The sequence below is a fragment of the Paenibacillus sp. Y412MC10 genome (assembly GCF_000024685.1).
In the GTDB taxonomy this organism is placed as follows: domain Bacteria; phylum Bacillota; class Bacilli; order Paenibacillales; family Paenibacillaceae; genus Paenibacillus_AQ; species Paenibacillus_AQ lautus_A.
Window position 1 is genome coordinate 5,251,084 of sequence record NC_013406.1, and the last position, 14,855, is coordinate 5,265,938.

The following is a 14,855-nucleotide window of genomic DNA, read 5'->3' on the forward strand; positions in this document are numbered from 1 at the left end:
TAAAAAAAGAACCGCTTCTGCTCGGAATGCATACCAAATACGGTATGCATGTAAGCAAAAGGGTTCTCCGTCGTCTCCGCCGCTTTATGCAATCAATATGATTACTCATTATATGTCGCTTTTATATTTATGTCTATATGGAACCTGATAGAACCGCAAAACCCCGGGATCACTTTTTCCGTAAAGCCGATGGAGCCATCCGCTTATATTTCTTGAAGGTCCGGCTGAAATAATAAATATCGTTGAATCCGGTAGCAGCCGCGATTTCCGATACCGTAAGCGGGCTTTCGCGGAGCAGGTAATCCGCCCGGTTGAGCCTGGTTTCATTCACGTACTCCGTTACGGTTCGGCCGCTGATTTCCTTGAACAACCGGCTGAAATGAAAACGGCTGAGGCCGGCCATGCCGGATAACTGCTCCACCGACAGATCCTCCCGGTAATGCTCCTCGATATACTTGAATATCGGTGCAAACCGCTCGACGTTCTTCATCCGCTCGACGTATTCATCCTGCGTCAGAACCGTTGCGACATAACCTCGAAGCAGGAGCGTAAGCAATCGGTACAGCTCCGATTTGATAGCCAGCTCATAACCGAATTCCTGCCGTTCCAGCTCCTTGATAATGGATAGCATGGGCGCCAGCGCATCAGCCCCGCTGATTCGGTTCTCGAAGATCAGCCGGTTCTGGGTGATCGGCGTGATGAATTTCATCTCGGGCGCATCCAGGGAATGGCTCTGCAGCAGCGAGAAATCCGCGATTAACGCATAATAAAACAAATGGTCCGACTGGCTGAGGCCATAATGCAGTTCATTCCGGTTAATGACGATCATATCGCCTTCCTTGGCGGTAAAGGTGGTCGAGCCGCATTCCAGCGTCGCTTCCCCCGAAACAAAATATAATATTTCAAGATGCTCATGCCAGTGATGATTAAATAATACCTGTCCCCGGCCATCAAACTCGCAACGATGAACCTTGATCGGAAACTGAGGATCCGGCATCGTCATCGGTTCTCGCAGTGTTTTGTCCAATGCTCTGATCTCCTTCCAGTAAGACAGCACAATTGTACAAACAAACAGCACGGTTTATCATGGCGTCTTCCTCTAAAAGCATTATAATACGAAAGTGTAATGCAGTAAATTCAGAGGAGTGAACTCATGAAATCTATTAATGTTGGCGTCATTGGCACTGGATCAATCTCTGCTATGCATTTGCAATCCTATCAAAAACATGCGAACGCGAATTTGCTCGCCGTGTGCGATTTAAACGAAGAAAGAGCACAGCGCGCAGCTGAAAAATACGGCGCTACCAAAGTCTACACGGACTATAAAGAACTTCTGGCCGATCCGGAAATCGATGCGGTAAGCATCTGTACCTGGAACAATACGCATGCCGAAATCAGCATTGCGGCACTGAATGCCGGCAAACACGTTCTGGTTGAGAAACCGCTTTGCCGCACCGTTGAGGAAGCGCTTCAAGTACAGGAGGCCGTGAAATCCTCAGGCAAGATGCTCCAGGTCGGTTTCGTAAGACGTTATGACCCTAACGCCCAGATGCTCCGCGAGTTTGCAGACAAGGGTGAATTCGGGGAGATCTACTTCGCGAAGGCTTCCTCCATTCGCCGCCTCGGCAATCCGGGCGGCTGGTTCTCCGACATCGAACGTTCCGGCGGCGGACCGCTCATCGATATCGGCGTGCACGTCATCGATCTGTGCTGGTACATGATGGGCCGTCCGAAGCCGGTTGCCGTCAGCGCCAATACATACCGGAAGTTGGGCAATCGCTCTAACGTGCGCAACCTGTCCTTCTATAAAGCAGCTGATTATGATGCTGAGAAGAACACCGTCGAGGATATGGCGAATGCAATGATCCGTTTTGAAAACGGCGCCTCTTTGTTGGTGGACGTAAGCTTCACGCTGCACTCGAAGGAAAATCTGCAATCCGTTAAATTGTATGGAGACAAGGGCGGATTCGAGATCGACCCTGAGGTTTCCATCGTAACCGAGAAGCACGATACCATCATCAACATCCAGCCGCAAACCGACAACAAGGGATTCGACTTCGATGCTGCTTTCCAAAGCGAGGTCAATCACTTCATTTCCTGTATCGAGAACGGCACAACACCGCTCAGCCCGGTTGAAGACGGCGTTGAGATCATGAAGATTCTGTGCGGCATCTATGAATCCGCCGAGAAAGGGGCTGAAGTTCTCCTATGAAACTCGGAATAAGCTCGTACAGCCTGTACCAGGCCATGAACAAAGGCGAAATGACCATTACCGACGTCATCGACTACGTTGCGGAGATCGGCGGAGAGCATATCGAGATCGTTCCGCTCGGCTTTAACCTCAAGGAAACGCCGGAGCTGATCGATACGATCAAATCCCGTGCCGCCTCCAAAGGACTTGAAATCTCCAACTACGCCATCGGCGCCAATTTTGCGGAATTGGATGACGCTGCTTATGAAGCGGAGATTGAACGAGTTAAAGGCGAAGTGGACATTGCGGCTGCGCTTGGCGTCAAGCTGATGCGCCATGACGTAGGCTCTTCCAAGGACTTGTCCATCACGCATTTCCTGGAGGAACTTCCGCGGCTGGCCAATGCATGCCGCATCATTGCCGATTACGCGGCAGAACGCGGCATTACCACCAGCGTGGAGAACCATGGTTACTTCATTCAGCATAGCGACCGCGTCAAAGCTCTGGTTCAGACCGTGAACCACCCTAATTTCAAAACTACCCTGGACATCGGAAACTTCCTCTGTGCAGACGAGGTATCCACCGTGGCTGTCGCGAACAACATCGGCCTCGCGTCCATGGTTCACTTCAAGGACTTCTACTATCGTCCGGCTAACCGCGCGCCCGGATCCGGCTGGTTTAACACCTCCAGCGGCAACTGGCTGCGCGGCGCGATTGTCGGCCAAGGCGATATCGATATGCCGGAAGTCGTTCGCATCGTGAAGGAATCCGGTTACGACGGCTATATCTCGATCGAATTCGAAGGGATGGAAGATTGCCGCACGGGTGCTAAATTTGGTTTGGAATATGTCCGTAAAGCCTGGAACGAAGCTTAAGGCAGAAGGCTTATGGATCACACAAGGATGATATAAGGGGGATATTAGGATGTCGAAGCCTATCATGCCTAACAAAATTGGCGTTATCGTTGACAGCTTTCGGGTTGGCGTAAGAGAAGGTCTTGTCAAAGCACGGGAGGTCGGGGCGGACGGCGTACAGATTTATGCCGTTCACGGCGAAATGGATCCAGCCAACCTCTCCGCTTCCGCTCGAAAAGAATTGAAGGATTATATCGATTCCCTGGGACTTGAAATTTCCGCCCTCGTCGGTGACCTTGGCGGACACGGCTTTCAGGATCCTGCCGAAAATGCGGCCAAAATCGAAAAATCCAAGCGGATCATGGAGCTCGGTTTGGAGCTTGGAACCAATATCATTACGACCCATATCGGTATCGTGCCGCAGGATCACACCGGCCGCGTATACGAAACGATGCATAAGGCCTGCGTAGAGCTCAGCACCTTCGCGAACTCGATGAACGCGTTTTTTGCCATCGAGACGGGGCCGGAACCTTCGGCTCACTTGAAATCATTCCTGGACGGCCTGGGTTCCAACGGCGTATCCGTTAACTTTGACCCGGCCAATATGGTCATGGTTACGGGCGACGATCCAGTACAGGGCGTATACAACCTCAAGGATTATATCGTCCATACGCACGCGAAGGACGGAATCAAGCTGGCAGACTACATCGATCCTCGTGACGTATACGGCGATTTCGGATATGAAGCACCCGCGCTTGACCATGACAAAATTGCCGATATGGCGGAATCCGGCGAGAAGTTCCGTGAGGTTCCGCTTGGCGAAGGCGGCGTTAACTGGAATGCTTACCTGCAAGCCCTTAAAGATATCGGCTATACCGGGTATTTGACAATCGAACGCGAAGTGAAGACCAATCCGGAAGCGGACATCAAGCTTGCCGTGGACTTCTTGAAGACGTTCAGAGCATAAACCGACGCAAGCTTTGAGACGTTCCAAGCAAACCGCAACGTTCGCTTGGAACGGACTTGATAAACACAAACAACAGGCCGATCAGGAAATTTCCTGATCGGCCTGTTCATTGTCTCACCATAATGTGTGTAGGAACTTGAAACTTGTATACCTTAAGATACCGCTTGTTTCCCCGTCACGGTCTCCAAAGCCCCGTTCGCTCTCGCTGAACGGATCTCGGCTTCGATAATTTCCAGCGATCCTGCCGCGCTGTCTGGCGTACATACCGTTACCGGTTTTCCTTGCGCAACATGCTCGATGAAATACTGAAGCTCGCGGTAGTAGCCGGAATCTCCGGACAGTTCGGCTGTAAAGCCCGGTGCGTCTTCAGGATACACCTTCAATTCATTATTCTCGAACACCAGGGTAGCCTCCTCGAAATTTACCCGGTATCCCATATGGAAGCCATGTTCGCCGTGCAGCGTCCAATCCGCATGGGCGTTAATCACTTTCCCGTCAGGGTAAGTGTAATGGGTGGATACGATATCGTACGAGCTTCCATCAATGATCGTTTTGGCGAATGTGGACACCCGCTCCGGTTTGCCCATCAGCCAGTGGATCATGTCCGCGTCATGCACATGCATGTCCGTGATGCAGCCTCCGCTTTTCTCCCCTTCCAGGAACCAGCCCTTAGGAGGCTCCGATCCCCGGAAGAATTCGCCTGCAACGATGCTGCCGTAGCGGACGTCCTCCACGCATTCTTTCAAATATTCATAAGCCGGCCAGAAACGCAGGCATTGTCCGATCATCAGCGTTTTGCCCGTGCGTTCCGCTGTTTTCACCATGCGCCAGGCTTCTTCCGAGCTGCCCGCAACAGGTTTCTCGCACAGGACGTGAATGCCGCGCTCCAGCAGCATGCAGGACATATCCGCATGCAAATACGTTGGCAGGCACACATCCACGATATCCAGCTCTTCATGCTCGAGCATTTTGTCCACATGATCGTAAAGACGATAGGGCTCCAGGTCGTAGACATCCCGCTCGGTCGCCATATTCCCGTTGGCTTTGCTGTCTTTAAGCTCATCGATGAGGAGATCGCAAATCGCCACCAGCTCGATGTCTGCGCCTTCTTGAGCCAAACGAAGATAATTGTCGAAATGCATGCGGCCCATGAAACCAAAACCCAATATTCCGATCTTAAGCATTCTCATTCCCTCCGTATCCCTTATGATTATGATTGTCCTTGATGCTGCCGCGCGTCCGGCTTGCGCAAAGACGGCGTCCGTCCGAGAATCGCATCCATCGCATTGGACGTGTTAAATATGATCTGCTCCGAATAATGGGTGTAGGCCGGGATCATCTCTGCCGTGACATAGTTGTCGTAGCCGATCAGGCGCAGAGCTTCCACCACTGCGGGATAATTGACGTCTCCTGCCAGCAGGTCGACAAAGCCGTGCAATCCGCCTGCCTGCCTGCGGTAATCCTTGAAATGAACTTTCTTGATCCGCTCGCCCAAAATCCGAATCCAATGCTCCGGATAACCGTTGTGCACGACGTTGCCTACATCGAAATAAGAGCCTACATAGTCGGAACCGATCTCGTCAATGAAGGTCCGCAATTCCAGCGGGGACAACAGGAATTTGTTCCATACATTCTCGAGCGCGATCGAAACGCCGGCGCTTTCCGCGTACGGAACCAGCTTGCGAATGGATTCTTGAGCCCGCTCGTAAGCATATTCGTAGTCGATGACTGCGGAACCGGGAACAAAATCGACGCCGACCGCCCCTGGTATCACAAGAATGGCATCCACACCGAATGCAGCCGCGAGCTCCAGCTGCTTTTTGCAAACGTCCATGGCCTTTTCACGGATGGCCGGGTCGTCGCTGGTCATCGGATAGTCCCAATACAAGCCTGTCGCCAATCCTGCAATATCGAGGTCTGCGTCCTTCAGCTGTGCCGTTATGCTCTGCACTTCCTTATCGCCTGCCTGGAGCCCGAGCTCCCCCGTTTGGTTCAGCGACAATTCGATTCCGTCAAAGCCCGCTTCTTTTGCCAATCGGATACAGTCGGAGATGGAAGCCTCTCCCGGGAACGACCAGATATTAATCCCTTTTTTCATCGCAAACCCCTCCTAAAATTCATAGGTTGATGATGTTACAAATGTTTTCTGAAACGCATCATTTGACTTTTTCCGTCAAGTTGTAAATAAACCAATTGGATGTAATAATACTTATATAATAAATAAACATTCCAAGAAATGATTTAGAAAGAAAAGCGATTATTTGGACAATTCCGTTCTATTCTCTTAATAACATTTGGGAGTGAATCTACGATGGCCGATATGGACCCCGATTATCCGGTAAAACGCGAAGCGCCTTTCCGCGAATGGTCGCCCAGCATTCATTATGCACAGTTTCAACGCATGGCGACGGGAGCTCTCCCGCAGCGCAGGTTATATGATTTCGAGCTGCTCTATGTATGCCATGGGGAAGCCGTTACCACGATGTACGGGAACCGGCATGTCGTCGAAGCAGGCCAGCTGATCTTTCTGCCGTCCGGCGTTTACCACCAAAATGAGGTGGTTTCCCATCCCGACGCGCGTTTTCTGGGTATCCATTTTGATTTTTTCGATGAGTTGGACATCCAGACGGAAGCCGATATGATCGTGAACGAAGCCGTGGTGGATACGGATAAGTTCGCGCATGAAGCCGTATCATCCGCTTTCCCTCCCCTTTCTTCCCGGATTATCTACACGCCTCCCCTGCCATGCGTACAGATGATGGAACGCATCGTAGAGGAATTCACCCTGCGTCCCGCCGGCTACGAGCTTGCCTGCAAGGGACTGATGCTGGATGTGCTGGTTCAACTGTTTCGGACGCACCCCTCCCGGGCATTGACGGAAACGTCGCCGCACGAGGCCAAACTGATCGAGCTGATGGCTCAAATCGAAAAAGCTCCAGCCAAAGACTGGAGCAACAAAGTCATCGCGGAGCATTTGATGTTAAGCGCGGATCATACCGCCAAATTGTTTAAGCGCCTTGCCGGGATGCCGCCGAGCGAATTCGTGCAATCCGTTCGTCACCGGGAAGCGCGCCGGCTGCTCAGGGAATCCGACATCTCGATCGAGATGGTTGGCGAAGGCGTCGGATACCCGGACATTCATTATTTCAGCCGCATCTTCCGGAGGCTGGAGGGGATTACCGCTACCGATTACCGGAAGCTGTCAAGAATTCTGTAAGGCATGAAGACCTTCGGCACGTACATGCGTTTGAAGCCAGCGTTCCATTCGTTCGAGCGCTTCGCAGAGTCGAGCGGACGAAGCGGCATACGAGCAGCGAATGAAGCCTTCGCCCCCGGTACCGAATACATGGCCCGGCACAACGGCTACTTTGGCCTCTCGAAGCAATCGCTCCGCAAACTGCTGCGAGCCGAGGCCGGTTCCGGTTATGCTGGGGAATGCATAGAAGGCTCCCTGAGGATCGCGGCAGCTCAGGCCGATATCGCTCAGTCCCTGCACAAACATTTGTCGGCGCTCATCGTAAGCCTGCCTCATCACGTCCCGATCCCCGAGCCCGTTCCTTAAACATTCGATGGCCGCAATCTGTCCCATGATGGGCGCGCAGAGCGCGGTATACTGATGAATCTTGACCATAGCGCTCACCAGCCCGGCATCGCCGCAGAGGTAGCCGACCCGCCAGCCCGTCATGGCAAAGGCTTTGGAGAATCCGCCGATGATGACGGTCCGCTCCCGCATCCCCGGCAGGGAAGCGACGCTCGTATGCGTGCCGCTATAAGTAAGCTCGGCATACATCTCGTCTGAAATCACCACCAAATTGTGCTCGACCGCAAGGCGCGCGATCGGAAGCCAATCCTCATGGGTCATGACGGCTCCTGTCGGATTGCTCGGAAAGTTAACAACGATCGCTTTCGTCCGGGGCGTAATCGCCTGCTGCAGTGCATCCGCCGTCAATTTGAAGTCATGCTCCGCGGATAGCTCCAGCTCGACGACGGTGCCGCCGTTCAATTGCACTAGAGGAGCATAGGCGACATATCCCGGTACGGGAATGATAATTTCATCGCCCGGCGAGATGAGCGCCCGCAGCGCAAGATCAATCGCTTCGCTGCCGCCGACCGTAACCAGGACCTCCCTCGACGGCTCGTATTGCAGCTGGAAGCCGGCATGCAGATAGTCTGCAATTCCTTCCCTCAGCTCCATCAGCCCTTCATTCGGCGTGTACATCGTGCGCCCATGCTCCAGCGCCCGTTTGCATGCGTCGATCGCACACTGGGGCGTCACGAAATCCGGTTCGCCCACGCCGAGCGAAATGACCTCGTCATCCGCTTCCGCAGCATTAAAAAATTGCCGGATGCCGGATGGCGGCATGACTTGCACCGTCGATGTTAGAAAGCTGCTCGTTGTCTTCATATCCTTCTACTCCTTGCCTTCGCGTTTTCGTTCCGATAATGAGGTTTCAATCAAGGCATCCAAAAGTCCGCTGAACGAATATCCCGCCGCTTCCGCGCTTCTTGGCAGCAGACTGGTCTTCGTTAAACCCGGAAGCGTGTTGACCTCCAAAATATAAGGAATCTTTCCCTTCAGGATGATATCTATCCGGGCATATACACTGCACTTCATCGCCTTATAGCATTGAAGCGCGGCTGTGCGCACCTGCTCCTGAAGTTCTGTGGGAAGCTCGATCACCTGCTCATCCGCTTCGCCTTCTTCGTATTTGGATGCATAATCGAAGAATTCGGAGTTCGGCTTGATCGACACAATCGGAAGCATATCGCCGTTAAGGACCGGGCAGGTGATTTCCTCTCCCTCGATCCATTGCTCGATCATGACGAAGCGGTCCCACCGCAGCGCCTCTTCGACGGCGGATGCTAGGCCAGCCGAGTCGCGCACGATCCGGGTACCGATGCTGGAACCGCCCGCATTCGGCTTCACCACAACGGGAAAACCGAGCCCCTCCACGTCGGCGGCCGCCAGCTCTTCCATGCAGCTGACCATGATCCAGTCAGCCGTATGCAATCCTTCGTAACGCAGCAGCTTCTTGCTCAAATCTTTATCCATGCAGAGACTGCTGGCCAGAACGCCGCTGCCGGTATACGGAATCCCCAGCGTATCGAGGGTGCCCTGCACCGTGCCGTCTTCCCCGAACGCGCCGTGCAGGGCGAGCAGCGCAATATCGATGCCTTCGGTTTTGCTGATCAGCTCGCGTTTATCGTGAATCTCGATCGGATAGACCTCGTAGCGGCTTTTATCCAAATGAGCGATCATCTCTTTGCCGGTCATGAGCGAAACTTCCCTCTCGGATGATACGCCTCCCATGATGACGCCAACCTTCATGATGTAGACCTCCTAAATAAATTCTTCAAGCTGATTGCCAGTGCAACACTCCGCATGCTTACCCTCAAATTTCCACTGATTTGAATTTCGTTGTTGAAATCCGACGGCAAAGGAGAACGCTCCGCTTCTCCACAATAATTCCGCCTTCTCCGTTGCAGTCCATGATTTCTCGGAGAAATATTCTTTGTATGTCAATCATCACTCCGCATGCGGATTATTCTTCCGATCTTTCGTTGCCCTCAGATTTCCACTGATTTGAATTTTCATCGTTGAAATCCGACGGCAAAGGAGAACGCTCCGCTTCTCCACAATAATTCCGCCTTCTCCGTTGCAGCCCATGATTTCTCGGAGAAGCATTCTTTTGTATGTTAATCATCACTCCGCATGCGGATTATTCCTCCGATCACTGTTGCACCCCGATCACACCAGCTTCCTTGCCGCCTGGCCGATGATCCGAATCCCCTTCTCGATGTTCTCGTCGGAGACGCGTGAGAATCCAAGACGCATGGTGTGCTGGCCGCCGCCATCGGTATAGAAAATATCGCCCGGCGTGAATACCACGCCCTGGGCGGAACAAGCCTCCAGGAGCTCCCGTGTCCGGAAGTCCGGACCGAATTCAACGAACAGGTGAAGCCCGCCGTCACCGGACAGCCGCTCCATCGGAATCCACTCCTCGCAGCAGCGGATCGCAAGCTCATATTTTCGCTTGTACTCGGCTTTCGCTCTCTTTAAATACTTCTCGAAGTTGCCATTGTACAGATATTGAAAGAGCAGGGACTGATCCAGAGTCGACGTATGAATGCTGCGGGCCCGCTTCACGCTTTCCAGATAATGAATGAGGGTCTTGTCGGCCAGCACCCATCCGACTCGCAGGCCGGGGAACAGAATCTTGGAGAAGCTGCCCAGGTAAATCACGCTGTTGTTCTCTCCCCCTGCACATGCAACGAGAGGCGCGATGTGGGAGCCCGAATAACGCAGCTCCTCATTGAAGCCGTCTTCGATCACGGGAATCTCATGCTCGTTCAGCAGCCGCAGCGCTTCCAGCCGCTTCTGGTGGGACATTACGATTCCGGTAGGATTATGATAGGAAGGCACAAGGTACGCCATGTCGTACGACCGCTCCGACAGCTCGCGTGCGAGCCCTGTCAGGCTGATGCCGTCTTGCTCCATCTCGACGCCGGTAATGGCGTACCCGTGCATTTTAAAATTTTTAATGGCGGTATGATGGGTGGGATTCTCGCATAGAATGCGGCCATGCCCTTGGTTCAAGGCGGATAGCACCAGACTTAAGCCTTCCGTAAAACCGCTGGTGATCAGCATATCTTTGCCCTGAATATTCACCCCTTTGTTCTCCATGTAACGGAGAAGGTAATCAATAAGCGGTTTATAGCCTTTCGCGTAACCGTAATTTAGTAGGATATCGCCTTCAAGCGACATCCGGTCCAGGAATGCACGCTTGACATTGGGCAGGTCGAACAGCTTCTCGTCGGGAGCGATGCTTGTAAAAGATATGGAACCCTTCTCAGCACGGATCCCGTGCTTCATCAGATCGTTCGCTTCCGCAAGCCTGGCATACTCGTTCAGGCGAGGACCCCAGTCCAGCCGTTTGCCTTCCGGCTGTGCGGATGCCCCGCTGATCGAAGGGGAAACAAAGTGTCCTTGCCCTTTAACCGCGTAGATATAGCCTTCATCCTCCAAATCGGAGTATGCGCTCAGCACCGTATTGCGGCCCACTCGAAACAGCGCGCTTAGCTCACGCGTGGAGGGAAGCTTCTGATCGGCTTGCAGCGCCCCGGTTGTCATCAAGCGCTTCATGTAATCCTTGACTTGAATATACGCCGGGCGGTCATTCGCCAACTTGAAATCCAAATACATCGTTCATTTCCCCCTTGCTCTTATGATGGCATAATTTCGGCGGCACCACTAGAACCACAGCAGGCCTCTTTCGCCTCGGGCGTGGTTTGCCGATATCGTTGGCAGAATCCCGGCCATCTCATCCCTAGGATTGGACTGCCCTTTGCGCCGGTATACCTTGATGACATGCACGTTCTCTTTATCATGGAACCATACGGGATCATGCACAAGCAAGAATGAAACATGCTTGGTACCCATCAGGCGAAAAAACAGATCGGAAAATCAAAAACTGCCCCACCTTCTCAAGGGAAGGTGGGGCAGTTTTACGCAGGATTCGTTCGGCCTAAAATGGCCCGGATTCGTCTAAATAAGCCGTACGCCCGGCCCGCTTACTTCACAGCCAAGCTTTCCCTGATCTTATCATTGATCCACTGCCGCTTCGACAGCAGCCATTCCGGATCCCTCGGGTACGTCTTGAAGGTGATCGGCTCTTCAAGCCCTTCTTCCAGCGCCTGCAGAACTGCCTCCCTGCCGATCTGGGTTTCCAGCAGTTGAAGCGCTCTCAAATCCTGAAGCGCTTCCTGGAATACCTTCAGCCGAATGGATTCGATCGGCCCTTCTTCACCGGGATATACCACAAAAGCATCTCCGGAAGGAAAACCGCAATCCGCATCCGTCACCTTGAACGGATCAATGGCGCGTTTCGAGTATTGCGAATTCCAAAAGTTATATCCCCAATGGAGAAATCCCTCAATGTTAAACTTATACAGCTGAATCCCGATGATCCGGTTTCTCGCCGAAGGCAGATTGAAGAATCGGTTGGACACTTCCTTGTACTGGGAACAGCAATAATAGGTCCACAACGGGGTTACCTGCTGATCCAGGAAAGGCTCGATGTGGTTGCTGCCCGGAATCGGACGCTTCACCAGCCCCTGCTCATAGAACGAAATATCGGAGAGCGCGTCAATGATCGGGTAATCCGGCAGCAGCTCGTTCATCAACCGGCTTGCATGCCCGTAAGCCTCCAGATGGGACTCGGACGGCTCATCGGATACATGGAAATAACAGCGCTGCTCAAGTCCCCGGCTTTCGATCCAACCGGTCAAAGCATGAATGAATTGTCTGATGAAGGAATGATACGCTTCTCCAGTCGCATCCGTCTCCCAACCGAACAGCTTCTCCGGCTGTCCGTTCACGTTAGCCATAATCTTCGGCGCATGCCGGGCTCCCCACTGCGTGAAGAGGTGCGAGAATTCCAGATACTGAATGCCATTGGAATCACACAGGTCAGCCCAGCGGTCGAGTTTGTCAAACCCAAACGCATATTTTCCATCTTCGCTCACATCGACATCGACCAGCTGTACCGTCGGCCGCTCTCCGCCCACTTCCGTATCCAGCGGAGGCGTAAACACCGGAGTCAGGATCATATTGATCCCATGCTGTGCCGCGGTCTGCATAAATTGTTCGATCAACATCCAGTGCCGTTCGCTAAAAATCCCCACCTCATAGTAGTTTGCCAGGCAATCGGCATGGAACCATTCCGTATGAATGAGCTTCTGCGCAGGTAAGGCTGCCGGAATCACTTCCAGCGTAAATACCTCTTCTCCAAGCGTATCTCCCGATTCCGCTTCAAAACGGATCCGGATTTCATATGTACCTCCCTGGATCTCTTCCTCAGGCTGTACCGTGATCCAGAGGCTTCTCCACTGGCCCGGGCATCCGGTTATAACAGGATCTGATGCCAGGGGCAGCAGCGGGTCCGGATATAGCCCGGGCGTAGCTCTTAAGATAAACTCGTCATGGTCATGATACGTAGGCAGCTCCGACGGAACCAGGCCTACGGAGCGGACGGTAACCCGTTCGCTTAACTCGGATTGCAGAATAACCCGGATGTTTTTCAACAAGCGATTGGTACGGTAGGCCACTTGAAACGAGAATGTCTCATTGCTAAACGCTGCCCCTGCGTCGTACGAGGCTGGGGACAGTTCTTCATCGGCGAACACTTTGGACAGAGAGCTTAACAGCCGGGTTTCAAACGTTATGGAATGACTCATGCAGATTGCATCCTCTCTACAATGGAATGAGGTACTTTCACGTACATCTTACACTAATCTGGATGGAACGGAAGGTAAATTTTGCGTTTTCGAAAAAAAGGAGCCACCGCTCTTTTGCGATGGCCGCCTTATTACTGCCAATCCTTTAGGGGAGGCTGCAAATCTGCAGTCCTCTCAACAATCCCTCGAGCTCCGGTAAACTTCCATGCCGGACAGGCGCGGACACCATCTCGATTCCAAAATGGTAAGGCGGATATATTGAGCGCGTACGGCGGGAAAGCGGCAGATGCGTTTGCGCCCGATTACCGTCCCGGATTGGATCGTGTGCCAGTTCCCGTTTTCCATATATTCAAGCTCGAAGCGCTCGATCCGCTGCCCGTACCGGTATTCGGCCAATACGATATGATCGAAATCGATCGCCCGCCCCAGGTCCAGCTCAATCACGGCGTATTCCGTACCCTCCTCGGGGCTCCAATACGTATCCTTGTTACCGTCGACCATATTTCGAGCATCCGATCCGGCTTTCGTTTCGGAAGCCGTAATATCCGCGCCGGCTGCCAAATCGGTATCAAACGTTGTTCGGATGGCGTCCCCGAGTTCCTGCAGACGCCGCAGATCGTTCTCATGAACGAGTCCGCGGGTATCCGGCGGAATATTGAGCAGAAAGGTGGCATTGCCGCCAACCGAGCCGTAATAAATATGCAGCAATTCTTCCAGCGATCGAACCTTATCGTCTTCGGACGCATGGTAGAACCAGCCGGGACGGATCGAGGTATTCACTTCGGCCGGATACCATACCAGCTCCTTCTCGCCTTGAATGACGCTCCGGCTGCCGAGATCCTCTCCGCTGGATTCATAGCGGCGCGCGAACTCACGGTCATCCGTTTGCTGCGACTTTTCCTGGATCGCTTCATTTTGGCGCAGCGACGCCGGAACGACGCTCCACTCCGACTCCCTGCAATGTCCCGCTTCATTCCCGCACCAGCGAATATCCGGCCCGCATACCGAGATGGCGGCATTCGGCTGCAGTTCCCGAATCAGGGCGTAATACGACTCCCAATCGTATTCCTGGCGCTTGCCGTTCGGCCCTTCGCCGCAGGCCCCGTCAAACCAGACGCTGAATATCTCGCCGTAGCCGGTCAGGAGCTCTCTTAGCTGATTCAGGAAAAATTGATTGTACCGCGGCGAATCCCCATACGACGGTTCATGCCGGTCCCAGGGGGACAAGTAGATGCCGAATTTGATCCCCCCTCTCCTGCAGGCATCGGCAACCTCCTTCACCACATCCCCATGGCCGTTTCGCCAAGGGCTGCTCTTCACGGAATGCTCCGTATACTGACTCGGCCATAAACAGAAGCCGTCATGATGCTTGCAGGTCAGGATCAGGCCGCGCATCCCGGCGCTGACACAAGCGCTGACCCATTGATCCGCATCCAGCTGCGCCGGATTGAACAGCGCCGGGTCTTCCTTTCCCGTGCCCCATTCCATATCCGTGAACGTATTGATGGTAAAATGAAAGAAGGCGTAGAACTCCATCTCCTGTACGGCTAATTGACGTTCCGAGGGCTCGATGTTGGCAGCGTATTCAATGAAATTGTGCAAGCGA

General features: G+C 53.2%; 13 protein-coding genes. 4 read left to right on the plus strand and 9 right to left on the minus strand.

The window, feature by feature from the left end:
• Nucleotides 1-169: 169 nt before the first annotated feature.
• Entirely contained in the window at nt 170-1,027 is an 858-nt protein-coding gene (locus GYMC10_RS22970) for a helix-turn-helix domain-containing protein (RefSeq protein ID WP_015736731.1), read from the minus strand.
• A 126-nt stretch (nt 1,028-1,153) separates the two neighbouring features.
• On the opposite strand from GYMC10_RS22970, the gene GYMC10_RS22975 reads away from it, so the two are divergent.
• The 3 genes from GYMC10_RS22975 to GYMC10_RS22985 are packed head-to-tail and all read left to right on the plus strand — an operon-like array spanning nt 1,154 to nt 4,012.
• A complete protein-coding gene (locus tag GYMC10_RS22975) occupies nt 1,154-2,212 on the plus strand; it encodes a Gfo/Idh/MocA family protein (protein ID WP_015736732.1) in 1,059 nt (352 codons plus the stop codon).
• Nucleotides 2,209-3,066, plus strand: coding sequence for a sugar phosphate isomerase/epimerase family protein (locus tag GYMC10_RS22980; protein ID WP_015736733.1), 858 nt, complete (start codon nt 2,209-2,211; stop codon nt 3,064-3,066). The genes GYMC10_RS22975 and GYMC10_RS22980 overlap by 4 nt, the downstream gene beginning before the upstream one ends.
• A gap of 49 nt (nt 3,067-3,115) precedes the next feature.
• Nucleotides 3,116-4,012 carry a sugar phosphate isomerase/epimerase family protein gene (locus GYMC10_RS22985; protein WP_015736734.1) on the plus strand — a complete coding sequence of 299 codons (897 nt, stop codon included), beginning with the start codon at nt 3,116-3,118 and terminating at the stop codon, nt 4,010-4,012.
• A gap of 152 nt (nt 4,013-4,164) precedes the next feature.
• On the opposite strand, the gene GYMC10_RS22990 is transcribed toward GYMC10_RS22985, so the two are convergent.
• Nucleotides 4,165-5,196: a Gfo/Idh/MocA family protein gene (locus GYMC10_RS22990; RefSeq protein WP_015736735.1), complete on the minus strand. Its 1,032-nt coding sequence runs from the start codon at nt 5,194-5,196 to the stop codon at nt 4,165-4,167.
• Nucleotides 5,197-5,222: 26 nt separating this feature from the next.
• A complete protein-coding gene (locus GYMC10_RS22995; RefSeq protein WP_015736736.1) occupies nt 5,223-6,110 on the minus strand; it encodes a sugar phosphate isomerase/epimerase family protein in 888 nt (295 codons plus the stop codon).
• A 213-nt stretch (nt 6,111-6,323) separates the two neighbouring features.
• Here GYMC10_RS22995 and GYMC10_RS23000 point away from each other — a divergent pair, with 213 nt between their 5' ends.
• Nucleotides 6,324-7,229 (plus strand): helix-turn-helix transcriptional regulator, encoded by a 906-nt coding sequence (locus GYMC10_RS23000; protein WP_015736737.1) that lies wholly within the window; start codon nt 6,324-6,326, stop codon nt 7,227-7,229.
• Here the strand turns inward: GYMC10_RS23000 and GYMC10_RS23005 are convergent.
• The 6 genes from GYMC10_RS23005 to GYMC10_RS23030 form a co-directional block, all read right to left on the minus strand.
• Nucleotides 7,215-8,417, minus strand: coding sequence for an aminotransferase class I/II-fold pyridoxal phosphate-dependent enzyme (locus GYMC10_RS23005; protein ID WP_015736738.1), 1,203 nt, complete (start codon nt 8,415-8,417; stop codon nt 7,215-7,217). The two genes, GYMC10_RS23000 and GYMC10_RS23005, sit on opposite strands and share 15 nt — an antisense overlap.
• 6 nt (nt 8,418-8,423) lie before the next feature.
• Nucleotides 8,424-9,341: a D-alanine--D-alanine ligase gene (locus GYMC10_RS23010; protein ID WP_015736739.1), complete on the minus strand. Its 918-nt coding sequence runs from the start codon at nt 9,339-9,341 to the stop codon at nt 8,424-8,426.
• Nucleotides 9,342-9,761: 420 nt separating this feature from the next.
• A complete protein-coding gene (locus tag GYMC10_RS23015) occupies nt 9,762-11,216 on the minus strand; it encodes a PLP-dependent aminotransferase family protein (RefSeq protein WP_015736740.1) in 1,455 nt (484 codons plus the stop codon).
• A 48-nt stretch (nt 11,217-11,264) separates the two neighbouring features.
• Nucleotides 11,265-11,429, minus strand: a complete 165-nt coding sequence (locus GYMC10_RS23020) for a hypothetical protein (protein ID WP_155989828.1) — start codon at nt 11,427-11,429, stop codon at nt 11,265-11,267.
• A gap of 155 nt (nt 11,430-11,584) precedes the next feature.
• Entirely contained in the window at nt 11,585-13,249 is a 1,665-nt protein-coding gene (locus GYMC10_RS23025) for a DUF4091 domain-containing protein (RefSeq protein WP_015736741.1), read from the minus strand.
• A 174-nt stretch (nt 13,250-13,423) separates the two neighbouring features.
• Nucleotides 13,424-14,851 carry an alpha-L-fucosidase gene (locus GYMC10_RS23030; protein WP_015736742.1) on the minus strand — a complete coding sequence of 476 codons (1,428 nt, stop codon included), beginning with the start codon at nt 14,849-14,851 and terminating at the stop codon, nt 13,424-13,426.
• Between the last annotated feature and the right edge of the window lie 4 nt (nt 14,852-14,855).

Bases quoted from the DNA above. Each gene is read 5' to 3' on its own strand.
- GYMC10_RS22975 (WP_015736732.1), top strand. From the start codon at position 1,154: ATGAAATCTATTAATGTTGGCGTCATTGGCACTGGATCAATCTCTGCT.
- GYMC10_RS22980 (WP_015736733.1), top strand. From the start codon at position 2,209: ATGAAACTCGGAATAAGCTCGTACAGCCTGTACCAGGCCATGAACAAA.
- GYMC10_RS22985 (WP_015736734.1), top strand. From the start codon at position 3,116: ATGTCGAAGCCTATCATGCCTAACAAAATTGGCGTTATCGTTGACAGC.
- GYMC10_RS22990 (WP_015736735.1), bottom strand. From the start codon at position 5,196: ATGCTTAAGATCGGAATATTGGGTTTTGGTTTCATGGGCCGCATGCAT.
- GYMC10_RS22995 (WP_015736736.1), bottom strand. From the start codon at position 6,110: ATGAAAAAAGGGATTAATATCTGGTCGTTCCCGGGAGAGGCTTCCATC.
- GYMC10_RS23000 (WP_015736737.1), top strand. From the start codon at position 6,324: ATGGCCGATATGGACCCCGATTATCCGGTAAAACGCGAAGCGCCTTTC.
- GYMC10_RS23005 (WP_015736738.1), bottom strand. From the start codon at position 8,417: ATGAAGACAACGAGCAGCTTTCTAACATCGACGGTGCAAGTCATGCCG.
- GYMC10_RS23010 (WP_015736739.1), bottom strand. From the start codon at position 9,341: ATGAAGGTTGGCGTCATCATGGGAGGCGTATCATCCGAGAGGGAAGTT.
- GYMC10_RS23015 (WP_015736740.1), bottom strand. From the start codon at position 11,216: ATGTATTTGGATTTCAAGTTGGCGAATGACCGCCCGGCGTATATTCAA.
- GYMC10_RS23025 (WP_015736741.1), bottom strand. From the start codon at position 13,249: ATGAGTCATTCCATAACGTTTGAAACCCGGCTGTTAAGCTCTCTGTCC.